Origin of the sequence: Candidatus Legionella polyplacis (genome assembly GCF_037013735.1) — a bacterium.
Classification (GTDB): Bacteria; Pseudomonadota; Gammaproteobacteria; order Legionellales; family Legionellaceae; genus Legionella_E; species Legionella_E polyplacis_A.
Genome location: NZ_CP135136.1, coordinates 159,319 through 185,877 on the forward strand (window position 1 = coordinate 159,319; position 26,559 = coordinate 185,877).

Genomic DNA, 26,559 nt, shown 5'->3' on the forward strand with positions numbered 1-26,559 from the left:
TTAAAAATAATAAAAAACTTAACTATAAAAAATCTTATTTTACCTTAACTACTTTTGTTCCATACTTAGAACGACCTTTCTTTCTATTCTCAACACCAGAAGTATCTAAACTTCCTCTTATAACATGATATCTAACTCCAGGCAAATCTTTCACTCTACCTCCACGTATCAAAACAACAGAATGTTCCTGTAAATTATGACCTTCTCCTCCAATATAAGAAGTAACCTCAAATCCATTTGTTAAACGAACACGAGCTACTTTCCTCATAGCTGAATTAGGTTTTTTTGGAGTTGTAGTATATACACGAGTACATACTCCACGCTTCTGAGGACAACCAGACAATGCAGGAACATTGGTCTTTTTTCTTATATGTTTTCTAGGTTTTCTAACTAACTGATTAATAGTTACCATATTTAAAACCTTATAATTCGCACAAATCAAAATTTATTTTAAAACTTTAACTAAAATAATTAATTTACATTATAACACATTGAAAAAAAATTTTTTTATTTTTAATAAAAAAAATTATTTTTAAAATAATTTAAAAATAACAAAAATATTAACTTGTTATCCCATCATCCATATCAAATACTTTATTCAAATCATGATCAATTTTATTTGATAAAATCACATTTTTCGTTTTATCACAAAACAATTTAACTTTATTTTTTCTTTTTTTACGAAGTTTATGATAAGTATATCCAGTTCCAGCAGGTATTAAACGTCCTACCATCACATTCTCCTTTAAACCTCTTAATTCATCTGTTTTTCCACTAACTGCAGCTTCTGTTAAAACACGAGTAGTTTCTTGAAAAGAAGCAGCAGAAATAAAAGACTCAGTAGATAAAGAAGCTTTAGTAATACCTAACAAAATTGGAACTCCTTTTGCTATCTGTTTATTATCTAAAGACAACTTATCATTTTCTTGTAAAAGAATTCCCTCTTCAACATGTTCCCCTAATAAAAATTTAGAATCTCCAACAAAGGTTATAACGCGTTTTCTCAACATTTGTCTAACAATAGTTTCAATATGTTTATCATTTATCTTTACCCCTTGTAAACGATATACATCTTGAACTTCATTAACAATATAATTAGATAAAGCACCAATACCCAATAAAGATAATATATCATGAGGATTTAAAGGTCCTTCTGAAAGAATCTCACCCCTTTCAACATGCTCTCCTTCAAATACCGAAATATTTCTCCACTTAGGTATTAATTCTTCATGTTTTTCTTTATCAGAAACTGAAATAATCAATCTTCTCTTTCCTTTTGTTTCTTTACCAAAACTAACTATTCCAGATATCTTAGCCATAACAGCAGAATCTTTTGGTTTTCTAGCCTCAAAAAGATCTGCAACACGAGGCAATCCTCCAGTTATATCCCTAGTTTTAGAACGTTCTTTAGGTATACGAGCAATCACATCACCTAATTCAACAATACATCCATCTTCAAAATTAATTATAGCATCAGGTGGAAGATAATACTGAGCTGGAATACCAGTCCCAGTTAAATAAATATCTTTATTATCATCAGAAACCAATTTAACCATCGGCCTTAAATCTCTACCTATCATTCCTCTTTGTTTAGCATCTACCACTACAATATTAGTTATACCAGTAATTTCATCAGTTTGATGATGCATTGTTAATCCTTCTATTAAATCAACAAACTTTAATTTCCCACCAACTTCAGATATCACTGGATGAGTATGTGGATCCCAATTCGCAATGACCTGTCCTGATTTTACTTTGACATCATCATGAACAGTTAATATTGCTCCATAAGGCAATTTATAACGTTCTTTTTCTCTTCCAAATTTATCTATAATAGATAACTCTCCTGACCTAGAAATAGTAATAAGATTATTATTTTTATGTTTAACTGTCCTGATATTATGAAGTCTAACAATACCAGAATTCTTTATACAAATACTATTCAAAGTAGTAGATCTAGATGCTGCTCCACCAATATGGAAAGTACGCATGGTCAACTGTGTTCCTGGCTCTCCGATAGATTGAGCAGCAATAATACCAACAGCCTCTCCAGTATTAACTAAATGACCTCTAGCTAAATCACGACCATAACACTTTGCACAAAGACCGAACCTAGTTTCACAAGTAATAGGAGACCTAACCATAATCTGATCTATACCAAATTTATCAATCTTTTCAACTAAAATTTCATCCAATAAAGTTCCAGAAACAATATAAGGAACTTTTTTATCATCTATATAAACATCAGATGCAAGTACTCTACCTAATACTCGCTCTCGTAAAGGCTCTACTATATCTCCACCTTCTATTAAAGAATGCATTAAAATACCTTTTTTTGTACCACAATCTAATTCAGTTATAACTACATCTTGTGCAACATCTACCAATCTTCTTGTTAAATAACCAGAATTAGCAGTCTTTAACGCAGTATCTGCCAATCCTTTCCTCGCACCATGTGTAGATATAAAATATTGAAAAACATTAAGTCCCTCTCTAAAATTAGCAGTGATCGGTGTTTCAATTATAGAGCCATCAGGAGCAGCCATTAATCCTCTCATTCCAGCAAGTTGACGAATTTGAGCAGCTGAACCTCTAGCTCCAGAATCTGCCATCATAAAAATTGGATTAAAAGATTCTTGAAATAACATATTTCCATCAGAATCTAAAATTCTTTCTTTAGCAATTTCAGACAACATAGATCTAGCTATAACTTCATTTGCCTTAGACCAAATATCAACCACCTTATTGTATCTTTCTCCATTAGTAACTAGTCCAGATCTAAACTGAGATTCAATTTCACGAACTTCTTTATCAGCTTGATCAATAATAGAAGCTTTATCGTTAGGAATAATCATATCTTCAATTCCAATAGAAGCACCAGCTCTAGTAGCATACTTAAATCCCATATACATTAAATTATCTGCAAACAATACAGTTTTTTGCAATCCAAATTTACGATAACAAATATCCACTACTTTCAAAATAACTTTTTTTGTCATAGTTTTATTTATTAAACTAAAAGAAGTTCCATCGGGCAAAATATCAAAAAGAATAGACCTTCCTACGGTTGTATCTACCAATTCATAATCATTAACTTTACTATTTTTATAATAAATACGAACTTTTATCTTTGCATGAAGATCAATATAACCAGCTTCATAAAAATTTTTAACTTCCTGTATATTAGAAAAGATTTTTCCCTCCCCTTTCGCTAAAATTCTCTCTCTGGTTAAATAGTACAATCCTAAAACCACATCCTGACTAGGAACAATAATAGGCTCCCCATTAGCTGGGGATAAAATATTATTTGTTGACATCATTAAAACTCTAGCCTCAAGTTGAGCTTCAAGAGTTAATGGTACATGGACCGCCATTTGATCTCCATCAAAATCAGCATTATAAGCTGTACATACCAACGGATGAAGCTGAATAGCTTTCCCTTCTATTAAAACTGGTTCAAATGCCTGAATACCTAATCTATGTAAAGTAGGAGCTCTATTTAACAAAATAGGATGCTCCTTAATTACCTCATCTAAAATATCCCAAACTACAGGATCTTCATTTTCAACCATCCTCTTAGCTGTCTTAATTGTACTTGCAAACCCTCTAAACTCTAATTTACTAAAAATAAACGGTTTAAATAATTCTAAAGCCATCTTCTTAGGTAGACCACATTGATGTAAACGTAAAGTAGGACCAACAACAATAACTGATCTACCAGAATAATCCACTCGCTTTCCTAATAAATTTTGTCTAAATCTTCCTTGTTTCCCCTTAATCATATCAGCTAAAGATTTTAAAGGTCGTTTATTTGAACCATTTATTGCTCTACCACGACGTCCATTATCTAATAACGCATCAACCGCTTCTTGAAGCATTCTTCTTTCATTACGAATTATTATATCTGGGGCACTTAAATCAAGTAATCTCTTAAGTCTATTGTTTCTATTAATAACTCTTCTATAAAGATCATTTAAATCTGAAGTAGCAAAACGACCACCATCTAAAGGAACTAATGGTCTTAAATCTGGAGGTAAAACAGGTAAAACATCTAAAACCATCCATTCTGGCTTATTTTTAGATTCATAAAAAGCTTCAAGTAATTTTAATCTCTTAGTTAATTTCCTTGTTTTTGTTTCAGAGTTAATATTTGGTAATTCTTTTCGTAATAATTTAATTTCTTCTTCTATATCAATTTGCCGTAACAAATCACGAATAGCCTCTGCACCCATACGAGCATCAAACTCATCTCCATACTTATCTATAGCGTTTAAATATGCTTCATCATTCAAAATTTGTCCTTTTTCCAGTGAAGTCATTCCAGAATCAACTACAACAAATGATTCAAAATAAAGAACTCTCTCAATATCACGTAAAGTCATATCTAACAATAATCCAATTCTTGAAGGAAGTAATTTTAAAAACCATATATGAGCAACAGGACTAGCTAACTCTATATGTCCCATTCTTTCCCTTCTCACCTTAGATAAAGCAAGTTCCACTCCACATTTTTCACAAACCACTCCACGATGCTTTAATCTTTTATATTTTCCACATAAACACTCATAATCTTTAACTGGACCAAAAATTTTTGCACAAAATAAACCATCTCTCTCAGGCTTAAACGTCCTATAATTAATTGTTTCAGGTTTTTTAACTTCACCATAAGACCAAGAACGAATTAAATCAGGAGAAGCAAGAGAGATACGAATCTTATCAAACTCCTCACTTTGATTATTCTGCTTTTTAAAAAAATTCAATAAATTATCCATTATATTTTATATACCTTAAAAACCATAAAATCCTAAATATTAAAATTAAAATACATAGAAAAAATTAAAAATGATCTCAATCATTTGATAATTCAATATCAATACCTAGAGCTCTGATTTCTTTTAATAACACATTAAATGACTCAGGTGTTCCAGGATCCATATAATGATTTCCATCAACAATATTTTTATATATTCTAGTTCTACCATAAACATCATCTGATTTTACTGTAAGCATCTCTTGTAAAGAATATGCAGCTCCATATGCTTCCAAAGCCCATACCTCCATTTCTCCAAAACGTTGCCCACCAAACTGAGCTTTACCTCCTAAAGGTTGTTGCGTAACTAAACTATAAGATCCAGTAGAACGAGCATGCATTTTATCATCAACTAAATGATTTAATTTTAATATATACATATAACCAACTGTAACTGGATTATCAAAAGCTCTACCGGTTCTTCCATCATAAAGAATTACCTTTCCACTAGAAGGTAAACCAGCTAAATTTAACATATATTTAATTTCATCCTCAGTAGCTCCATCAAAAACAGGAGTAGACATGGGTAATCCATTCCTTAAATTATTTGATAAAGTCAATATCTGATCATCATCCAACTCATCTAAATTAATAGGTTTTCTATTATGTTTATTATATACTTGATTTAAAAAATCCCTTAAAACATTCAATGAACAACCATTATCAATAAGATCAGAAATCTTTTTACCAATAAATCTAGAAGCAAATCCAAGATGAGTTTCTAAAACTTGTCCAATATTCATTCTGGAAGGAACTCCTAATGGATTTAAAATAATATCTACAGGAGTACCATCTTCCATATATGGCATGTCCTCAACCGGAACAACAACTGATATAACCCCTTTATTTCCATGTCTTCCAGCCATTTTATCTCCAGGTTGAACTCTTCGCTTTACCGCTAAATAAACCTTAACAATTTTTAATATTCCTGGAGCTAAATCATCTCCTTGAATAATTTTTTTTCTACTTTTACAAAAACGATTTTCTATCTCTTTATCTAAAAGAGATAATTGTTTAAAAAGATTTTTAATTTGTTTATTAACCTCTAAACTTTCCACTATAATATTAATCCAATCTTCTCTATTAATACTCTTTAAATGAATTGAATCAATCTCAATACCAGATTGTATTCCAGGAGCAGAAATTATTTTATTACTAATTAATAAATTATGTATTCTACTATATATATTTTCTTCTCTTATCCTTTTCTCATCATTTAAATTTTTTCTAATTTTCATCAACTGTTCTTCTTCAATAATTTTAGATCTCAAATCTTTTTGCATACCATCTCTTGTAAAAATTTGAACATCAATAACAGTACCACTCATTCCAGATGGAACCCTCAAAGATGTGTCTTTCACATCAGAAGCTTTCTCACCAAAAATTGCCCTTAATAATTTTTCTTCTGGAGTAATTTGAGATTCTCCCTTTGGTGTAACTTTTCCAACTAATATATCACCAGCACTTACTTCTGCTCCAACATAAACTATTCCAGATTCATCCAATCTAGATAATGCAAAATCACCAATATTAGGTATATCAGAAGTGATTTCTTCTATTCCTAATTTCGTATCACGAGCAATACACGACAACTCTTCTATATGAATTGAAGTAAATCTATCTTCATGAACTATGCGCTCAGAAATTAATATAGAATCCTCAAAGTTATATCCATTCCAAGGCATAAAAGCTACTAATAAATTTTGACCTAAAGCAAGCTCACCCATGTCAGTGCAAGGACCATCTGCTATTATATCTCCTTTTTCAACATAATCACCTTTAAAAACAATAGGTCTTTGATTAATACAAGTATCTTGATTTGATCTAGAATATTTGATTAAATTATAAATATCCACACCGGAATCTTCTGAAGGAATTTCACTATCATCTACTCTAATAACAATACGAGAAGAATCAACTAAATCAACTATTCCACTTCTTATTGCAACTACAGAAACCCCAGAATCAGAAGCAACTATTCTTTCCATTCCTGTACCTATTAAAGGTTTTTCTGATTGTATTGTAGGAACAGCCTGTCTTTGCATATTAGAACCCATCAAAGCTCTATTCGCATCATCATGCTCTAAAAAAGGAATAAGAGAAGCTGCTACAGACACAATTTGTTTTGGAGATACATCCATATAATTTATCTTATCTCTATGAGTTAACAAAAATTCATTTTTATGTCTACAAGGAACCAAATCTGAAATTATATAACCATCTTTATTAATTTCTATATTGGACTGAGCAATGTATTGATCAACTTCTTCAATTGCCGATAAATACTCAATTCTATTAGTTACATAACCATTAATAATTTTTCTACAAGGAGTTTCAATAAATCCATAATCATTAATTCTAGCATACACTGATAAAGAATTAATTAGTCCAATATTCGGACCCTCCGGTGTTTCAATTGGACAAACTCTACCATAATGAGTTGTATGAACATCTCTTACTTCAAATCCAGCTCTTTCTCTAGTTAAACCTCCTGGGCCCAAAGCAGAAACACGACGCTTGTGTGTTATTCCAGATAATGGATTAACTTGATCCATAAATTGAGATAATTGACTAGAACCATAAAATTCTTTGATTGCAGCAGATATTGGTTTAGCATTAATTAAATCTTGAGGCATAACATTATCAATATCTATCAAACCTAAACGTTCTCGAATTGATCTTTCTACTCTTATCAATCCTATACGAAACTGATTTTCAGTCATTTCTCCAACACTTCTTACCCTACGATTTCCTAAATGATCAATATCATCAACCATACCAATTCCATTTCTAATATCTATAAGAGTTTTAATAACCAATAAAATATCTTCTTTAGTTAAAGTATTTAACCCTAAATTACTTTTTTTCCCTAAGCGTCGATTAAATTTCATGCGACCAACTAAAGATAAATCATATCTATCTTCAACGAAAAAAAGATTTTTAAATAAAGATTCAGCAGCCTCTTTTGTTGGAGGTTCTCCAGGTCTCATCATACGATAAATTTCAACTAATGCTTCAGACTGACTATAAGTCGTATCAATTTTTAATGTATCAGAAATATATGGTCCATGATCTAAATCATTTACATACAATATGCTAAAACTACATATATTATATTCTATAATTTTATCTAATAAATCTATAGTTATCTCATCATTAGGCATAGCTAATATTTCATCTTTTTTAAAGACATTAACGATAACATCAGCCAAAATCTTTCCCAATAAATACTCTTTAGGAACTATTAAATATTGAATATTATTCTCTTCCATGATTTTAACATGATTAGCTGTAATACGACGACCACTCTTTACAATAATATTTTCAGTTCCAGGAACTGTAATATCAAAAAATGCAATTTCCCCCTTTAACCATTTAGGCATCAAATGTATATAAAATACATCATTTTTATATTCACAAATAATAAATTTAAAAAACTCTTTTAATATATCTTTACTACTATAACCTAATGCTTTTAATAAAATCGTAACAGGAAATTTTCTTCTTCTATCAATTCTAACAAAAAGACAATCTTTAGGATCAAATTCAAAATCTAACCAAGAACCACGATAAGGAATAATACGAGCGGAATATAATATTTTTCCTGAAGAATGAGTCTTTCCTTTATCATGTTCAAAAATAACTCCAGGAGATCTATGAAGTTGAGACACAACTACTCTTTCTGTACCATTAATTACAAACGTACCAACATCTGTCATCAATGGTATATCTCCCATAAAAACATCCTGTTCTCTTATATCTTTAATACTTCTACTATTATTATCAGAAACATCTTTATCAAATACAATCAATCTTATCCGTGCTCTTAAAGATGAAGAATACGTTAATCCGCGAGATTTACATTCATAAACATTAAAATTAGGTTCACCTAATTTATAACTAATATATTCTAATCTTATATTCCCAGAATAACTATCAATTGGAAACACCGATAAAAAAGCAGCATGTAAACCTGTATTTTTTAGTTTATCAATAGGTTTATCAATTTGTAAAAAATCTTTATAAGATTTTATCTGAATATCAAGAAGATGAGGAATATCCAACATATCAAACTGCTTTGCAAAACTCTTTCTAAATCTTTTCTTCTCAGCATAAGAATATTTAATTTTATTTTCTTCTTTTGAAAACAAAAAACTAAAATTTTTGGATTTCATCATATAGAAATACCCTCTTAAAAATACACAAACACAAAATATTCAAATATAAACCAAATAAAAAAACCATTCATACAAATAACATTATTTTATTTCTACAGAAGCTCCAACATCCTCCAATTTTTTTTTAATATCTAAAGATTCATTGTTAGATAAATTATTCTTTACTATAGAAGGAACTTTTTCTACTAAATCTTTAGCTTCTCTTAAGCCAAGACCTGTAATTTCCCTAATAACTTTAATAACAGAAATTTTATTAGATCCAAAACTAGTCATAACAACATCAAACATAGTTTTTTCTTCCACAACTTCAGTTTTTTTTTCTTCTTTTAATTTATCTGATACAGAAACTACAGATGAAGAAGAAATATCAAATTTCTTTTCCATAGCATGAATTAAATCCATAACATCCATTACAGACATATTAGATATTGCTTCAAGAACCTCATCTTTTGATATTGTCATTTTTAATTCTCCTTACTAAAAAACAAACATAAACACAAAATTATTAATAATTAACTAAAAATACTAATTTTTTATATAACTAAAATACTATTTTCTTTAATATCTTTAACCAAATATAAAATCTTAAACAATCTTAATAAGATTAAATAAAATATCTTTAAAATCCTATTAATAGGAGCTTTTATCAAATACAAAAAATTAATAATTGCTTCTTTAAAACTAGGAAGATTTGCAAAAAAATTTAATTTTTCACAACTATAAACTAACCCATTTACCATAAATAATTTAATTTTAATTTTATCAAATTTTTCAACTAACTCTGTTAATAATTTAGCTACATCTCTATATGATGTTTTTGAATAAATAAAACAAGTAGAATTCACCAAACTAAAATTTAAATGGCTTAAATTCATTTCTTTAAATGATCTATACAACAAAGTATTACGAATTACACGTACGTAAACTCCAAAATTGCGAGCTTTATATCGTAATTCATTCATTTGATTTGAGTTTAATCCATAAAAATCTATTAAAGCAATTGAAAAAACCTTGGAAAAAATTTTAACAATCTCTTTAACTATATCTTTCTTTTTATCTAAAGTTAATAACATAAATTACAATCCTCAAAATTTAAAATACTTCTAATTTGATATTAACCAAACTCTTAAAAAAATAATTTACATTTTTCAATATTAAATATTTATTTAATTAACGTACTAATATCAATAGATAAACCAGGACCCATAGTAGTTGATAAAAATATTTTTTTAAAAAAATTACCTCTTACTGATAAAGGCTTATTTTTCTTTAAATCAAATATTAATGCATTAATGTTTTCTAATAACTCTTCGTAAGAAAAAGTAATCTTTCCAATTTTACAATGAATGATACCATATTTATCAGCCTTATAACGAACTTGTCCAGATTTTGCATTTAACACAGCTCTACCTACATCATTAGTAATAGTACCCATTTTAATATTTGGCATCAATCCTTTTGGCCCTAATATCTTACCTAGTTTTTTAACTAAACTCATTGAATCCGGAGTAGAAATAACAATATCAAAATCTAAATTTCCATCTCTTATTTCTTTAAATAAATCTTCAAATCCAAATGCATCAGCACCCGAATTTTTAGCTTCAATTAACTTATCTCCTTGAGCAAAAACAGCAACACGAAATACTTTCCCTAAACCATGTGGCACACATATCGATGATTTAATAAAATGCTCAGAATTTTTAGCATCTATATTTAAATTAATAGATAAATCCACACTCTCTTCAAATTTTTTACTTGAAAATCTTTTAAGAAACTTAATAGCATCATCTATCTTATAGGTAGAATTATAGCTAATCAATTTATTAATATCTTTTCTTTTTTTACTTATTTTTGCCATAATAAACTTTATAAATCTTCCTTATTCAATTCAAATTTTTATCTACATCTATTCCCATACTTTTTGCTGTTCCTTTTATACAATTAATAGCAGATTCCAAATTAGATGCTGTCAAATCACTTGCTTTTATAGAAGCTATCTTTTTAAGTTGAACATAACTCAAACTTCCAACTTTCTTACTATTGGATGCATTAGAACCTTTATCTATACCTAATTCTTCTTTAATAAGAACTGAAACAGGAGGAGATTTTATAACATAATCAAAACTACGATCAGAATAAATCTTAATTACAACGGGAACAATTAATCCTAATTTCACACTTTTAGTAGATTCATTAAATTGCTTACAAAACTCAATAATATTAACCCTATGCTGACCTAAAGCAGGACCAACAGGTGGTGCAGGTGTTGCTTTTCCAGCAGGTATTTGCAGCTTAACTACTGATTCAATATTTTTAGACATTATAATATTTTCCTTTTAACTACAAATTAAAACTAAAAATACAATATTTTAACTAAAAACGTAATAAATTAACAAAAAAACAATAAAAATACTATTTTTAACATTAATTATATAAAAAATAAATCTCTTTAAGTTCTATTAATCAAGTAGTATAATACTTTTATCAAAAAAAATAAATTTATATTAAATAAAACTAAAAATTTTAAGTCTTTTCAACTTGACTAAATTCTAAATCTACAGGTGTAGATCTTCCAAATATTAAAACAGCAACCCTTAAACGACTCTTTTCATAATTAACTTCTTCCACTACCCCATTAAAATCAATAAAAGGACCATCCTTTATACGAACAAGCTCACCAGATTCAAACAAAATTTTTGGTCTAGGCTTACTAACTCCATCCTCTATACGTTGTAAAACTACCTCAACTTCTTTGTCAGAAATTGGAGTAGGCCATTTTTCTATTCCCATGCTAGAATTTCTTGTTCCTCCAATAAAACCTAAAACTCTAGGAATTTCACGAATAACATTTCTAGTTTTATCTTCCATAATCATACAAACCAATACATATCCAGGGAAAAATTTACGTGTACTTCTTCTTTTTTTCCCAAATCTCATCTCAACAACTTCCTCTGAAGGAACTACAACATTGCTTATTTTATCCTCCAAACAAAATTGTTTTATCTTAGATTTTATCTCTTTCATTACCAACCTTTCAAATCCAGAATATACATGCACTACATACCATTTTTTAAGATTTTCATTGTTTTCCACTATATTTTATCAACCCAAATATATTAATTTAGAAACTAACCAAATAATTATAGAATCTATAAACCAAAAAAATAAAGAAGCAAAAAAAATAATAACAATAACAACTAACACTAGTTTAGACGTCTCTGATCTATTTGGCCATACAACTTTATATAATTCAATCTTTGCCTCCTTAACAAACTTTAAAATTAATCTTCCCTGAACAGAAGATATAAATACAAAAATAGTATAAAACAAACTTAAAAAACCTATTATCAATTTAGCATAATATACATAATTTACACAAGCAACATAAAAAAACATTATATTCACTATAAAACAAACAACCCACAACAAAACTCTTATATTTCTTTTAAATAATGTATTCAAATATTTCACTATACTCTCAAATTACTAAATACAGGTCAGGAGGGAATCGAACCCACAACCCACGGTTTTGGAGACCGTTACTCTTCCTATTTGAGCTACTGACCTATTAATATTTAAAATTCTCCATCAAAAAAATATTTAATATTTCTACCTATAAAAACCAAAACTAATAACACACATCCACATTATTAATATTTTTATATTATCTAAATAATAAAATTAAATTCTTAATATATTACTAATTATATATCAAAAAAAATAATTATATAGTCAAAAAACTAACTTTTATAGTATAAAAATAAGCAATACATCCATATTATAACATAATAAAATTATACTTATAATTTTTCAATTATTCATTCTAAAATTTTAAAAAATACAAATTTAAACAATAAAACATCTAAAAAACAAAATTTGTGTTAACTCATAATACGATTTTATATATACATAATCTCTTTTATTATATTAATTATTAACATAAAACATTTGCATACCTTATATGTATACAAATAATTAAAATTATTTAAATTTTAACATTTCGTAAACATATTAAATCAAAATATAAAAGCAAAATTTAATTTTAATTAAAACATATACTAAATATTTTAAAATAATAAAATACATGCCCACAACTGGAATCGAACCAACGACCTCTTCCATACCAAGGAAGCGCTCTACCACTAAGCTATGTGGGCATTATGTAAACTACTATTTTTAATAAAAATAAAATAAAATAAAGTAATAAATAAAAAAGCGGGCGATGGGAATCGAACCCACATTATTAGCTTGGAAGGCTAAGATTCTACCATTGAATTACGCCCGCAAAATATTCTTTATAATATAAAACTTTAAATAATATATTTTATTTTAATTCTATATAGATCCAAATTATACAAAGCAAAACATGGAGGGGGAAGGATTCGAACCTTCGAAGACATTGAGTCGTCAGATTTACAGTCTGATCCCTTTAACCACTCGGGAACCCCTCCAGAATACATAAAATAATTAAAAATCACACAATAATATAAATAAAAAAATTTCTATTTATCAAAATCAATATAAATAACGCATTGAAAAAAAATAATAAATGAACTAAAGTTACATGCTGACACCAGGAATTGAACCTGGAACCTACTGATTACAAATCAGTTGCTCTACCAATTAAGCTATATCAGCACAACAAAAATATAAAAAACAATTCTACTGATTATAGCATAAAATTTTACTCTAAACACCACTATTTTTATCAATTATTTATAAATTTTTACAAAAAAAGCTAAATTTCGTTTCTTTTATAAATTTAAGTTAACTAAAAAATATTAAACTTTTAAAACCTTAATTAATAAAAACACTATTAATACTTTATAAAAGTATAAATATATATTTAAATAATAATACTAACACAAAAATTATTCTGGGTCTGAGTGGATTTGAACCACTTACCTCACCCTTATCAGGGGTGTGCTCTACCAAAATGAGCTACAGACCCATATATATAAAAAAATATTATTAAAAAATAAATTTCATATAATAATTAGTTTAAAGCTTTTATATAAAAATATATTACTACTAATAACATATCTAAAATATTTTTTAAATACAATTTATTTTATAAATATTATTTGTATAAATTTCATATTTCAATGCATAATCAAATTTATCTTTTTACATAACAATAAAAAGTAAAATCAAATGGATTAAAATCATCTTTTAATTTTAATATTTTATTATTAATCTTCCAATTATTTATATCAAATTTAGGAAAATAAACATCAGCTTTAAAAACATTATGTATAATAGTTAAATAAATTTTTGAAACAAATGGAAAAAAATTTTTATATACTATAGCTCCACCAATAACTACAGATTCTTTATAAGATTTTACTACATTTAATGTATCCTCTAAAGAATTTAAAACTTTAACATTACTTTTTTGATACTTACTTTTATAAAAATTAAAATTTTTATTAGTTAAAACTAAATTTAATCTTCCTACTAATGGTTTTTTTCCTATTGAAATAAATGTATTTCTTCCCATTATCACAGGTAATCCCATTGTAATTTGTTTAAAAATTTTAAGATCATCAGGTAAATGACATAATAAATTATTATTTATTCCTAAACCTCCTTTTTCATCAATAACCGCAATCATACTAATCATAAAATTTATTTTATTAAAAATAAAAAATTTTTTTTTTAAATATATAAACATTATATTTCAAATTTTGTTAATTATAGAATAAATCTTTATTGAAAAAACCTTTGAAAAGATAAATTTAATAAAAAATTATTAATTCAAAAATAAGAATAAATACTAATTTATATATATTAATAATACACCACTAAAAATATTAAATATTCATCACTTTAAAATAATAAAATAAAAAGAAAACTCACTATCTCTTATATAAAATTTATCTTCGATCTTAAACAATAAATATCTAACTAAATTATTAAAATTTATAAACCCAAAATAAATTTATTCATTTAAAATAAATCAATATATTTTAATATATATACTATAAATAAAATAATTAATTTTTAACGTTCAATGTTACTTATTCTAATTCCTTTTAAAATTTTTAACATAAAATACTAAATTTAATATTACAACCCATTATAACATTCTTTATATATATAAAATCACTAATTACAATTATTAAAAAAAATTATATAAAAAAACACATCTTATTATCTTTATTATCTATAAAACACATTTTATTATCCTTATAATCAATATCTTAATTCATAAAACTAAAATAACTTATCAAGTTATAAAAAACAACACAAAAAAAACAATAACTTATATGTAAAATTTATGAAATTAATACTTTATTTAAACATTCAGGGTTTTCATAAACCAATTTAGGAACAAGATATCCAGGTAACTTTTTTTGTAATTCTCTATATATAAACTTTGCTTCATCTATAGGTATATCAAAATGTGATATTCCTTTAACCTTATCCAATAGATGTAAATAATACGGTAAAATTCCAAAAGAAAATAAACAATAACTTAATTTCACTAAAATATTAACATCATTATTAATATTTTTTAATAAAACTGATTGATTATATAAATAACAACCTACACTCCTTAAATATACACATACATTCAAAATTGAATTATTCAATTCTTGCGGATGATTAATATGTAAAACAATAACTTTCTGCAAACGAATCTTATATAATATCTCTAAAAAACTCTTATCAATACGTTCCGGAAAAACCACAGGAATCCTAGTATGAATTCTAATAATTTTTAAATGATCAATATTGTTTAATTTATCAAATAAATTAAATAATACCTTGTTTGATACTAGTAATGGATCTCCACCACTTAATATAACTTCATTAATAGAACGATTTCTATTTATGTAATCCAATACAGAATCCCATTTACGAGTTTGCAACGTATTATTTCTATAAGGAAAATACTTTCTAAAACAATAACGACAATTAACTGCACAAGAACCAGTCAAAATTAACAAAACACGTCCATAATACTTATGTAAAAGACCTTTTTTAACATTAATATTTATTTCCTTTAAAGGATCCTTAACATAATTTAGTTTTTCTTTCAATTCTTTTTTTACAGCTAAAACTTGAAGTAAAATAGGATCTTTAAAACTACGTTTTTTTATACGCAATGCAAAACTTAAAGGAACTCTAGTCTTAAATTTTTTTTCTGCTTCCAAATTTCCAATATCAACAGGAAGTGATAAAAATTTTAATAATTCTTGTACTTTAAAAAAACTTTTTGATAAAACTTTTTGCCATCTCTCCAAAATCAAGTTATCCTATAATATCTAATTTTTTAAAAATACTTATATTAACAAATAATATTTAAAAATTAAATCTAATGATTAACTATCATACCAATAAATTTAAAATTGGTACAAAAATCATTGTTGACAACAATCCATATATTGTCATTGAAAGTCATTTTATAAAACCAGGAAAAGGACAAGCATTCGTACGTATAAAAATTCGAAATTTAAAAAATAATCAAATTATCGAACGTACATATAAAGCTGGAGAAAAATTACCAGTAGCTAATATTATTGAAGTTAATGTACAATATCTATATCAACATTTACATGCATGGAATTTTATAAACATTAATAACTTTGAGCAATATGAGCTAAAAAAAAACGACATATCTAATATAGAAATTTGGCTTAAAGAAGAGGAAATATATACTTTAACATTATGGAATAAAAATCCTATACATATCGTCGCTCCTAACTTTATAAATTTTTTCGTAACAGAAACTAATCCAAATTTTAAGAATCAAATATCAAAAAATGGAAATAAAATAGCAATATTAGAAACAGGATTAAAAATACGCGTACCTAATTTTATACAAAAAGGAGATTTTATAAAAATTGATACAAGAACAAAAGAATATGTTTGTAGAACAAAATAAAAAATAATACCAATTATAACATAAACATTACTTTATCTAAACATAGATAAAAAATAATATCTGATACAATTTTTATTGCTAATAAAAATTTTTTTTAATAATAAAAATATTTAATTATTCTTTTTCTTTAAAACACTATAAAAAAATCCATCCTGATTATTAATCCCAGGTAAAATTTGCCAACCATATCCAGTATCTATTCCCCAAGAAATATTTTTTTTGCAAATTACACAATTATTATTATTCTTTAAAAAATCTTTAATTACTTCTTCATTTTCTTTTTTTAATATCGAACAGGTAACATACACCAATATTCCATTAAAACTAAGCAAAGACCATAAAGTTTTTAAAAAACGTTTTTGTAAAGAACTCATAAATAATACTTCCTTCTTTGTACGTAATATTTTGACATCAGGACATCTACGAATAACACCTGTAGAAGAGCACGGAACATCCAAAAGAATACGGTCAAAATACTTTCCATCCCACCAATTTTTTAAATTTAATACATTTGCTTTTATTACAGTAGCTTTTAATTGCAAACGTAATAAATTTTCTTTAACTTTATTTAAACCATTATGACTACAATCAACTGCTACACAATTTAATAATTCTGATTCAGTTTCTAAAATATGACTAAGTTTACCACCAGGAGCACAACAAGCATCAAGTACTCTTAAACCTGGTTTCAAAGATAGCAAAGAAACAGCCATTTGTGCAGATTCATCTTGCACCGAAACATATCCTTCTCGAAAATAAGGTAAATCCTTAATGCTACAAGCTGTACCTAAAGTAATACCAACAGAGGAATACATATGAGGAAAGCCGCTTATATTTTTTTTTCTTAAAAAATACAAATACTTTTCCCTATTAATAAACATTTTATTAACACGCAAACTCATTGGAGGATGACAATCATTTGCTTTCAAAATCTGAATCCAATTTAATGGCCAATCTTTTTGTATTTCTTGTATATACCAGTTTGGATGATTAAAAATAAAATCATTATTATTTTCTAAATATAATTTATCTACATAAGTACAATATTGATTTAATATAGCATTTACCAAGCTTTTTGCCCATGATTTATTTATTAAATCTAGTAGCAACAAACTTTCTTTTATCACAATATAATTAGATGCTTTCTTCATATATCGTAATTGATATATACCAATTAACAATACAATTAAAATCTCTATAAATCTAATACGTTTCCTTAAAAAAAAATTAATTAAAACATTCAATCTATAATACTGCCTACATACACCAAAGCAAATTTCTTTAGATAAAGAAGAAATATTTCTGTTTTTAATTAAAAAATTAAGTGTCAACTTATTTTTTAAGACTTTTAACAAAACTAAATATGACTCTAATCTAAAATTATTCATTCCAAAAGCAAACCCTCATAAAGTTTAAAACGATTAGAATTCAACCAACTATTTACTTTCATCACTTTAGATCCAGGAAATTGTAATTCTTTTATTAATAAACTACCAAAACCTGTACAAACTTCTATCCAACTTTTATTTATTGCAATAATAGTTCCTGGTTTTTTACCATATATTGACATTAAATTACTATTTATATCTGCACAATAAATCTTTATTAATAATTTATAATCTATATTAAACTTATTGTTATATAATACAGCATGAGTATGTGCTACAGGTTTTGGATTTAACGCCCTAATCTTATTTCTAATCTCTAAAGCCGATTTATTCCAATCAATTATTGCATCAATTTTTTTTATTTTCTTAGAATAAGTCGCATAACATTCACGCTGTTTTTTTGTAACTATTTTCTTTTTTATTATAAGATTAAGAACATCTAATAACATAGATTCTGCTAATTTAGATAAACGAATCCCTAAAGAATAAGCAGTATCTTCTAAAAAGATCGGACAACATTTTCTATATAAAATATCACCAGTATCTATTCCTAAATCCATTTTTATGAATGTAACACCAGATTTTTTATCTCCATATAATAAAGCATATTCCACAGGAGATGCACCCCTCCACCTAGGTAACAAAGAGGGATGAATATTAATACAACCAAACCTTGGTATATTTAAAACTTCTAAAGGTAGAATATTACCATATGCTGATACAATCAGCACATCAGAATTTAAATTTCTCATTTCATTAATAACTAAATGATCCTTAAAATTTTTTGGTTGATATATAGGATATTGATACTCCAAAGCCCATTTCTTAATATCAGACATTCTTAATTTTCTACCCCTTCCCGAATGACTATCTGGTTGAGTATATATTCCAACTATTTTAAAAAAATCCGATTTATGTATAAGCCTTATACAAGGTAAAGCAAAATTACCAGTGGCAGCAAATATAACTTTCAAAAAAACAATCCTTATAATTAAAAAATTATACTATCACAAATATTTTTTACTATTTTTTAGTATATTTTTTATTTTCTTTCTCACAAGAAATTGTTTTAATGGAGAAAGAAAATCTATAAATAATTTTCCATCTAAATGATCAATTTCATGTTGAAAACATTCTGCTAATAAACCATTAACACTTTTTTCAAAATAAACACCAAATCGATCTAATGCACGAACAGTTATCTCTTTTGATCTAACAATCCATGCATGAACTCCAGGAATGGACAAACAACCTTCATAAGAATCTGTTATACCTTTAGATTTGATAATCTCAGGATTAATTAATACAAACTGATCACCTTTTTTTTTAAAAATATCTACAACAAATAATCTAATATTTTTTCCAACTTGAGGAGCAGATAAACCAATTCCATTAAACTTATACATAGTCTCAAACATATCTTCAATCAAAATTTGTAAAGAATCATTAAAATTCAAAACTGGCTTAGAAACTCTTCTTAACTGTTCATCATTTTTAACACAATACATTATATCTCTAACAGCCATATAATAATACTATCTCCATTATATAAAATTATTAATATCTACATCTTAAAATATAAAGCTAAAAATAGTTTATTTTACTTTCTAAAAATATTCAAAAATATAATAATTTCCTTTAATAATAATTAAATAAAATATTTAACACTTAAAACACCACTACTATTAACAATAAATATTCAAAAAAACTTTCTTAAATACATATTATATTTTTCATACGAATAATCAAACATAGATAAAAATATTTTATCCCACAAAAAAATAATCCTATATAGTTATAAATATCTTTACAAATTTTATATAACATTTTAATCATTCTGATTTCTCGTCTTTTTTTCTTAAAAAATTTGGAATATCTAAAGAATCTCTTTCATTGGAAATTAAATCTCCGTTCAATTTTGTTACTTCACGTAAATTATTCTTTCTAAACTTAGACGATAAAGTATTATCTAACTTACAAAACTCAAAAACACTACTATTGTTCCGAGATAAACCAATAAAGTTTTTTCTTGAAAAATTAAATAACATATTATTATGTTGATATTTATCCATATAAAAATAATTATTAAGACCAGTGATAATAACCGTCACTATAATCTCTTCCTTTACTGCTTCGTCAATAACAGAACCAATTATCATAGTTGCATCATCAAGAACAAATTCTCTTACTATATCACCAACCTCTTGAAACTCACCAATAGATATACTTTCATTGGAAGTAATATTTACCAATATTCCACGAGCCCCTGAAAAATTTGTACCTTCAAGAAATGGAGAAGAAATAGCTGATTCTGCTGCTCTACAAGCCCTATCATCTCCAAAAGCACTTCCTGTGCCTATCATTGCTATACCATTTTTAGACATAACAGTACGAATATCAGCGAAATCAACATTAATCAATCCAGGTTTAATAATTAAATCAGAAATACCTTTTACTGCTCTAAACAAAATATCATTAATAACTTTAAAGGCATTAATTAAAGTAATTTTTTTTCCAAGAACCGTAATTAATCTACTGTTTGGTATAACAATCAATGAATCAACATACTTACTTAATTGATAAATTCCATCTTCAGCAATTAACGATCTTTGCTTTCCTTCAAATAAAAACGGCTTAGTAACAACAGCAACAGTCAAAATTCCCAACTCCTTAGAAATTTGAGCAAATACAGGAGATGCACCAGTTCCAGTTCCTCCACCCATTCCAGCAGTAATAAATACCATATCTGAACCAAATAAAATTTCTTTAATTTTATCTTTACTTTCATTTGCTGATTCTCGACCAACATTAGGGTTTGATCCAGCACCAAATCCATTTGATAAAGTTTCTCCTAATTGAATTTGAATTTTTACATTAGAATTTTTTAAAGCTTGTTTATCTGTATTAGCATAAATAAATTCAATATTATTTTTACTAAAATTTTTACTAATCATATAATTTATAGCATTTCCACCACCACCACCAACGCCTATAACTTTAATAATTATATTATCTTTTTTTGTTTCCATTAATTCAAACAATTTCCCCTCCTTTAAATTAAAAAATAATGATAATACCTTTTATAAATTAAATTTAAAAATATTTAACAAATACAAAATTTAATAATTATTTAAAAAAACAAAATATTTTATTACTAAATATTATTCCTTATTAATCATAACTTAATTTAAAACTAAAAAATACTAAAATATCTTTAAAAAAAAATAATATTTATACCTTATATAAAATCTTATGTTTACTAATAAAATTAAATACATTTAATAAATAAATAAAATTTTAACTTCTAATCAATCTATCAGAATTATTTTTCTTAATAATTGCAAGTTCAATTAATTCATCAAGTAACTTTGTATAACATAAACCACTCATTTCCCACATTTTTGGATACATACTAACTTTTGTAAATCCAGGTATAGTATTAATTTCATTAAAATAAATTTCTTCATTTTCATCTGTTACAAAAAAATCAATACGAGCCATTCCATTACATTTTAAACGAATAAAAATCTCTTTAGCAAAATATTGTACTTTTTTTATTAATTTATAATTCAAATTAGCAGGAATACACAATTCAATAAAATCAGTATCTAAATACTTTGCAGAATAAGAATAGAAATTATCAGGATGATTAATATGAATTTCTCCAGGTACACTTACAATTGGATTAATAGAAAATCTGTTTTCTAAAACAGCAATCTCTATTTCTCTCCCCAAAATACACTCCTCTATTATTACATTTTCATCATAATTAAATGCGCTATTAACAGCAAAAACCAATTGATCAAAACTTTCTACTTTTGCAACACCTATACTAGATCCCAAAGAACATGGTTTAACAAATAAAGGAAAATTTAATTCACTAATTAACTTTTTATAGAATACAATTCGTTCTTTAAAACTTGTACGAAAAGAAATAACCCTATAACGAGCACATTTTATTGTATTATCACATACAATGCGTTTTGCTAAATCTTTATCCATACTAATCGATGAAGATTTAACATTATTACCAACATAAGCCACTTCAGACAACTCCAATAAACCTTGTAATGAACCATTTTCATAAAATGAACCATGTATAATAGGAAAAACCACATCTGCATCAATAAATAAATTTCCATTTTTCATAAAACTAGATAAAATTTTTGATTTAAATGTCTTAACTGGAAGTTTATCTTTAAATTTTAACAACTCATTATAATCATTGATAAAAAAACATCCTGTTTTATCTATGGCAATAGGTATAATTTCATACTTTTCTCTATTTAAATTTGACAGCACTGAAGCAGCAGAAGATAAAGAAACTTCATGTTCTACAGACTTTCCTCCATAAATTAAAATAATTTTCAAAATTAAAGAACTCATTTTATTTATTATCCAATATATGAACTTCAGTTTCTAACTTAATATTTTTTTTCTTCCATACAGTATATTTAATAATATTTATCAATTTTTTAACATCTTTAAATGAAGCATTGCCATTATAATTTACAATAAAATTAGCATGTTTATTTGAAACCATTGCTCCACCAATTTTTTTTCCTTTTAAATTACATGATTCAATTAAATAACCAGCAGAAATATCATTACTAGGATTTTTAAATATAGAACCACAATTATACTCTTTAATTGGTTGAACTTTCCTTTTATAAGATAAAAATCTTTTAATTTTATCAATTGATTTTTTTTTTTCTCCTTTTGAAAAACTAAAAATTGCAGAAACAAACCATTCATCTACATCTAATCCAGTAACACAACGATATGAAATTATAAAATCTGACGGATAACGAATAGAACGTACACCACAACGATTAAGAATTTCTACAGATACTACAAAAGACCATATATTCTGATTAAAACATCCAGCATTCATATTTAATGCTCCACCTATTGTACCAGGTATACCAGATAAAAATTCTATACCAGAAAAATTCTGCTTTACACAAAACGAAACTAATTTCGTACAAGAAACTCCGGCTTCAACATATACACATTTATCATCTAATAAAAAAATATTATTCAAACATTTTTTTGTAACAATAACCGTTCCTAAAAAACCATCATCATGAATAAGAATATTACTTCCAGATCCTATCCACAATAACGGTTCATCTAAAGATAAATTTTTAAAAAAAACAATTAAATCATAAATATTAATTGGCTTATATAATCTGTTAGCCATACCACCTATTTTAAACGTAGTAAACCGAGATAAATTTATATTAATAAATAATTTTCCATAAAATGGAAAATTATTATTACAAGTATGAACCATACCAATCAATTATGTAAATTTAATAAATTTAAAGCTAAATAATGAATATTTCCAGCACCTTGCATTAAAATAATATCTCCATCATTAACAGATAAATTTAAATATAAAAATATTTCATCATTATTTATTAATGTAACTTTGTAATTTAAAAAACGTTGTCTTATATTATCTAACAAATCTTTACTATCTACACAATTAATAAAATTTTCATTTAAACTAAATACATTTAATAAAAACAATTCCTCTGATAAAGCTAAAACATTAACAAATTCTGAAAATAACAATTTTAACCTACTATAACGATGAGGTTGAAATACATGAATTAATCTCTTATTAGGCCAAACAGAACGTATTGCGTTAATAGTAGATAAAATCTCATTAGGATGATGACCATAATCACTAATTATAAGTGCTTCTCCATTTTTAAATTGGCACTTACCAAGAATATGAAAACGTCTATTTACTCCTTTAAATTTTAATAATCCATTAATAATATACTTATCATTAATTCCAATCTCTGTAGAAACAGCAATAGACGCCAAAACATTCAAAACATTATGCCTACCTGGTAAAATAATTTTTACTCTTAAAGAACAAAAAGGTTTTGGTCTATGCACTGTAAAATGACTAAACAATCCTATTTGAACCCAATTACACGCTCTATAATCGGCATCTTTAGAAAATCCATAAGTTCTTATATATCCATTTATTTTTAATAATTTCCTCTTAATTTCTTTATTATCTATACAAATAATAGATAAACCATAACTTGGAACAACATTATTAATAAAATTTATAAAAGTATTACTTAAATTATTAAAATTATTAAAATAATTATCTAAATGCTCTTTCTCAATATTTGTAACAACAGCTATATCTGGTTTTAAAAATAAAAAAGATGCATCACTTTCATCCGCTTCTGCAATAAAATATCTAGATTTACCTAATTTTGCATTAACGTTCAAAACATTTAATATACCACCAATTACAAAACTAATATCTATATTACATTCAGTAAATATACTAATAATCAAACCAGAAGTGGTAGTTTTTCCATGAGAACCAGATACAATAATATTGTAATGATAATATAATAATTTCGCAAGCATTAATCCTCTAGATATAATAGGAATTCCATATTTTATTGCAAATTTAATTTCAATATTTTCCATAGAAATAGCGGATGATTTAACAACTAAGTCGCTTTTCAATACATTAATTGCTTTATGACCTATACTAATTTTAATTCCTAATAATCTTAAAGAATTTATAATATGATTATCTTCGAGATCAGATCCAGTAATATTATATCCTTTTTCACAAAGAATCTTAGCAATTCCAGACATACCAATTCCACCGATACCAATAAAATGAATATTTTTATATTTAAAAAAATTTATATTATCTAAATACTCTTCTGCTTTATAATATAGTAATTCTTGATTACACATTAAATTATCAACCATTCTTATACAAAAAATTAAAACATTAATAACAAATTCAAATTAATATTCTTAATCAAAAGAATAAATCTTTATTTATAAATACTATTTATTTTACAAATAAAAACTTTTCTATAAAAAATAAAATTTTCAAAAAAAATATAACTAATATTACTGCAGAATTTTATCTTTGCAAACAATAAAATTATTAAATTTTAACCAATAATTTATTAAAAACTTCTCCCCTATGATTAAAATCACGAAACATATCCAAACTAGAACATGCTGGAGAAAAAAGAATTGCATCTCCAAATTTTGCTTTAGACTTAGCAACAATCATTGCTTTTTTTAAAGAAAAAACTAAACATACTGGTACAATACCTAAAAATACTGATTTTATTTTATTTGCATCTTTTCCTATAATAATAATTACTCGAACATACTTTTTTATGTATTCACTTAAAATAGAAAAATCAGCATTCTTACTATCTCCACCAATAATTAATATAATTTTCCCCACTATTAATTCATTCACACTCAAAACTGCAGAAATAGTTGCACCTACATTTGTAGATTTAGAATCATTAATCCATTTAATCCCATTTGAAGAACCAATCCACTGACATCTATAAGGTAATCCAATATATGATTTTAATACACTAATTATACTATTTTTATCTATACCTATATGAGTTGCTAATGCACAAGAAGCTAAAGCATTTTGCCAATTTTGCTTACCTTTAATTTTAATATCTTCAATATTTAATAATATTTCACTACCATGAGATATATAACTAATATTATCAATAATTGAAATACCCCATTCTCTAGAAGAATTTGGTTTTTTCAAAGAAAAATTATATTTTTTATCAAAAGGAAAAATTTTTTTTGGAAAAGTATTATAATCATCTCTATTATATAAAACATAATCAGCATTTTCATAAATACTCTGTTTAACCTCTATATAAGAAAATAAATCTAGATGTCTATCTAAATGATCCGAAGAAATATTTAAAATTGTAGCAATAAAAGGTTTTAAAGATCTCAGTAAACTTAATTGAAAACTAGATAATTCAAGAATCCATATATCATATACATCATTATTCAATAATGCATCAAAAACAGGAAAACCAATATTACCAGCTACAATAACAGATAACCCATAAAACTTAACCATCTCTCCTAATAAAGTTGCTACTGTGGATTTTCCATTAGTACCAGTAATAGCTATAACTTTAGAAGAAAATTTTGTTTCTCTTATTAAATACTCTATATCGCCAAAAATTGGAATATTTAAATCAACAGCTTTTCTAATAAAATCTTCATTTAAACAAATTCCAGGACTCAAGATAACCGCTTTAATTTTCTTGTAAACAAATACTGGTATACTTCCAATATATATATCAATATTTGGAAAATTTTTAATAAAAACCGATAATCTTTTAATATCTCTATAGGTATTAAAAACAATAAAACTTTTATTTTTATTCCATAAATATCTAGAAACAGATAATCCTGTTTTTCCTAATCCAGCAACTAAATAAAACATAATGT

20 protein-coding genes and 6 tRNA genes are annotated in these 26,559 nt (G+C 25.9%); 1 reads left to right on the top strand and 25 read right to left on the bottom strand.

What is annotated here, in order from left to right; translation table 11 throughout:
• Positions 1-34 precede the first annotated feature (34 nt).
• The 17 genes from rpsL to epmB form a co-directional block, all read right to left on the bottom strand.
• Complete coding sequence (gene rpsL, locus RQL38_RS00825; protein ID WP_338521840.1) at positions 35-412, bottom strand: 30S ribosomal protein S12; 378 nt, start codon at positions 410-412, stop codon at positions 35-37.
• Between the two features lie 148 nt (positions 413-560).
• Positions 561-4,772: a DNA-directed RNA polymerase subunit beta' gene (rpoC, locus tag RQL38_RS00830; protein WP_338521842.1), complete on the bottom strand. Its 4,212-nt coding sequence runs from the start codon at positions 4,770-4,772 to the stop codon at positions 561-563.
• Between the two features lie 76 nt (positions 4,773-4,848).
• Positions 4,849-8,937: a DNA-directed RNA polymerase subunit beta gene (rpoB, locus tag RQL38_RS00835; protein ID WP_338521981.1), complete on the bottom strand. Its 4,089-nt coding sequence runs from the start codon at positions 8,935-8,937 to the stop codon at positions 4,849-4,851.
• A 132-nt stretch (positions 8,938-9,069) separates the two neighbouring features.
• A complete protein-coding gene (gene rplL, locus RQL38_RS00840; RefSeq protein ID WP_338521844.1) occupies positions 9,070-9,450 on the bottom strand; it encodes a 50S ribosomal protein L7/L12 in 381 nt (126 codons plus the stop codon).
• A gap of 71 nt (positions 9,451-9,521) precedes the next feature.
• Positions 9,522-10,061, bottom strand: coding sequence for a 50S ribosomal protein L10 (gene rplJ / locus RQL38_RS00845; protein ID WP_338521846.1), 540 nt, complete (start codon positions 10,059-10,061; stop codon positions 9,522-9,524).
• An 89-nt stretch (positions 10,062-10,150) separates the two neighbouring features.
• Positions 10,151-10,846 carry a 50S ribosomal protein L1 gene (gene rplA, locus RQL38_RS00850; protein ID WP_338521848.1) on the bottom strand — a complete coding sequence of 232 codons (696 nt, stop codon included), beginning with the start codon at positions 10,844-10,846 and terminating at the stop codon, positions 10,151-10,153.
• A gap of 25 nt (positions 10,847-10,871) precedes the next feature.
• On the bottom strand, positions 10,872-11,309 hold the full coding sequence (rplK, locus tag RQL38_RS00855; RefSeq protein WP_338521850.1) for a 50S ribosomal protein L11: 438 nt from the start codon (positions 11,307-11,309) through the stop codon (positions 10,872-10,874).
• Between the two features lie 202 nt (positions 11,310-11,511).
• The gene (gene nusG, locus RQL38_RS00860; protein WP_338521983.1) at positions 11,512-12,084 is read right to left on the bottom strand and encodes a transcription termination/antitermination protein NusG; all 573 of its coding nucleotides are present in this window, start codon (positions 12,082-12,084) and stop codon (positions 11,512-11,514) included.
• 6 nt (positions 12,085-12,090) lie between these two features.
• Positions 12,091-12,459, bottom strand: coding sequence for a preprotein translocase subunit SecE (gene secE / locus RQL38_RS00865; protein WP_338521852.1), 369 nt, complete (start codon positions 12,457-12,459; stop codon positions 12,091-12,093).
• 22 nt (positions 12,460-12,481) lie between these two features.
• A tRNA-Trp gene (locus RQL38_RS00870) sits at positions 12,482-12,555 on the bottom strand.
• A gap of 518 nt (positions 12,556-13,073) precedes the next feature.
• Positions 13,074-13,145 (bottom strand) — tRNA-Thr (locus RQL38_RS00875).
• A 57-nt stretch (positions 13,146-13,202) separates the two neighbouring features.
• Positions 13,203-13,273 (bottom strand) — tRNA-Gly (locus RQL38_RS00880).
• An 82-nt stretch (positions 13,274-13,355) separates the two neighbouring features.
• Positions 13,356-13,439 (bottom strand) — tRNA-Tyr (locus RQL38_RS00885).
• Positions 13,440-13,553: 114 nt separating this feature from the next.
• Positions 13,554-13,626: transfer RNA gene (locus RQL38_RS00890), tRNA-Thr, on the bottom strand.
• Between the two features lie 239 nt (positions 13,627-13,865).
• Positions 13,866-13,939, bottom strand: a tRNA-Ile gene (locus RQL38_RS00895).
• Positions 13,940-14,107: 168 nt separating this feature from the next.
• Positions 14,108-14,602 carry a dihydrofolate reductase gene (locus RQL38_RS00900; RefSeq protein ID WP_338521854.1) on the bottom strand — a complete coding sequence of 165 codons (495 nt, stop codon included), beginning with the start codon at positions 14,600-14,602 and terminating at the stop codon, positions 14,108-14,110.
• Positions 14,603-15,266: 664 nt separating this feature from the next.
• Entirely contained in the window at positions 15,267-16,244 is a 978-nt protein-coding gene (epmB, locus tag RQL38_RS00905; RefSeq protein WP_338521855.1) for an EF-P beta-lysylation protein EpmB, read from the bottom strand.
• Between the two features lie 68 nt (positions 16,245-16,312).
• Between epmB and efp the strand changes: the two genes are divergently transcribed.
• Entirely contained in the window at positions 16,313-16,879 is a 567-nt protein-coding gene (efp, locus tag RQL38_RS00910) for an elongation factor P (protein WP_338521857.1), read from the top strand.
• A gap of 110 nt (positions 16,880-16,989) precedes the next feature.
• On the opposite strand, the gene rsmB is transcribed toward efp, so the two are convergent.
• The 8 genes from rsmB to murD form a co-directional block, all read right to left on the bottom strand.
• Complete coding sequence (gene rsmB, locus RQL38_RS00915) at positions 16,990-18,267, bottom strand: 16S rRNA (cytosine(967)-C(5))-methyltransferase RsmB (RefSeq protein WP_338521859.1); 1,278 nt, start codon at positions 18,265-18,267, stop codon at positions 16,990-16,992.
• Complete coding sequence (fmt, locus tag RQL38_RS00920) at positions 18,264-19,241, bottom strand: methionyl-tRNA formyltransferase (protein ID WP_338521861.1); 978 nt, start codon at positions 19,239-19,241, stop codon at positions 18,264-18,266. Before fmt ends, rsmB begins: the two co-directional genes overlap by 4 nt.
• Positions 19,242-19,274: 33 nt before the next feature.
• On the bottom strand, positions 19,275-19,793 hold the full coding sequence (gene def, locus RQL38_RS00925; RefSeq protein ID WP_338521863.1) for a peptide deformylase: 519 nt from the start codon (positions 19,791-19,793) through the stop codon (positions 19,275-19,277).
• Between the two features lie 306 nt (positions 19,794-20,099).
• The gene (ftsZ, locus tag RQL38_RS00930) at positions 20,100-21,308 is read right to left on the bottom strand and encodes a cell division protein FtsZ (RefSeq protein WP_338521865.1); all 1,209 of its coding nucleotides are present in this window, start codon (positions 21,306-21,308) and stop codon (positions 20,100-20,102) included.
• A gap of 256 nt (positions 21,309-21,564) precedes the next feature.
• Positions 21,565-22,653, bottom strand: coding sequence for a D-alanine--D-alanine ligase family protein (locus tag RQL38_RS00935; protein ID WP_338521867.1), 1,089 nt, complete (start codon positions 22,651-22,653; stop codon positions 21,565-21,567).
• Between the two features lies 1 nt (position 22,654).
• The gene (gene murB, locus RQL38_RS00940) at positions 22,655-23,563 is read right to left on the bottom strand and encodes a UDP-N-acetylmuramate dehydrogenase (RefSeq protein WP_338521869.1); all 909 of its coding nucleotides are present in this window, start codon (positions 23,561-23,563) and stop codon (positions 22,655-22,657) included.
• 5 nt (positions 23,564-23,568) lie between these two features.
• Positions 23,569-25,029 carry a UDP-N-acetylmuramate--L-alanine ligase gene (gene murC / locus RQL38_RS00945; RefSeq protein ID WP_338521871.1) on the bottom strand — a complete coding sequence of 487 codons (1,461 nt, stop codon included), beginning with the start codon at positions 25,027-25,029 and terminating at the stop codon, positions 23,569-23,571.
• Positions 25,030-25,213: 184 nt separating this feature from the next.
• Positions 25,214-26,554, bottom strand: coding sequence for a UDP-N-acetylmuramoyl-L-alanine--D-glutamate ligase (murD, locus tag RQL38_RS00950; RefSeq protein WP_338521872.1), 1,341 nt, complete (start codon positions 26,552-26,554; stop codon positions 25,214-25,216).
• Between the last annotated feature and the right edge of the window lie 5 nt (positions 26,555-26,559).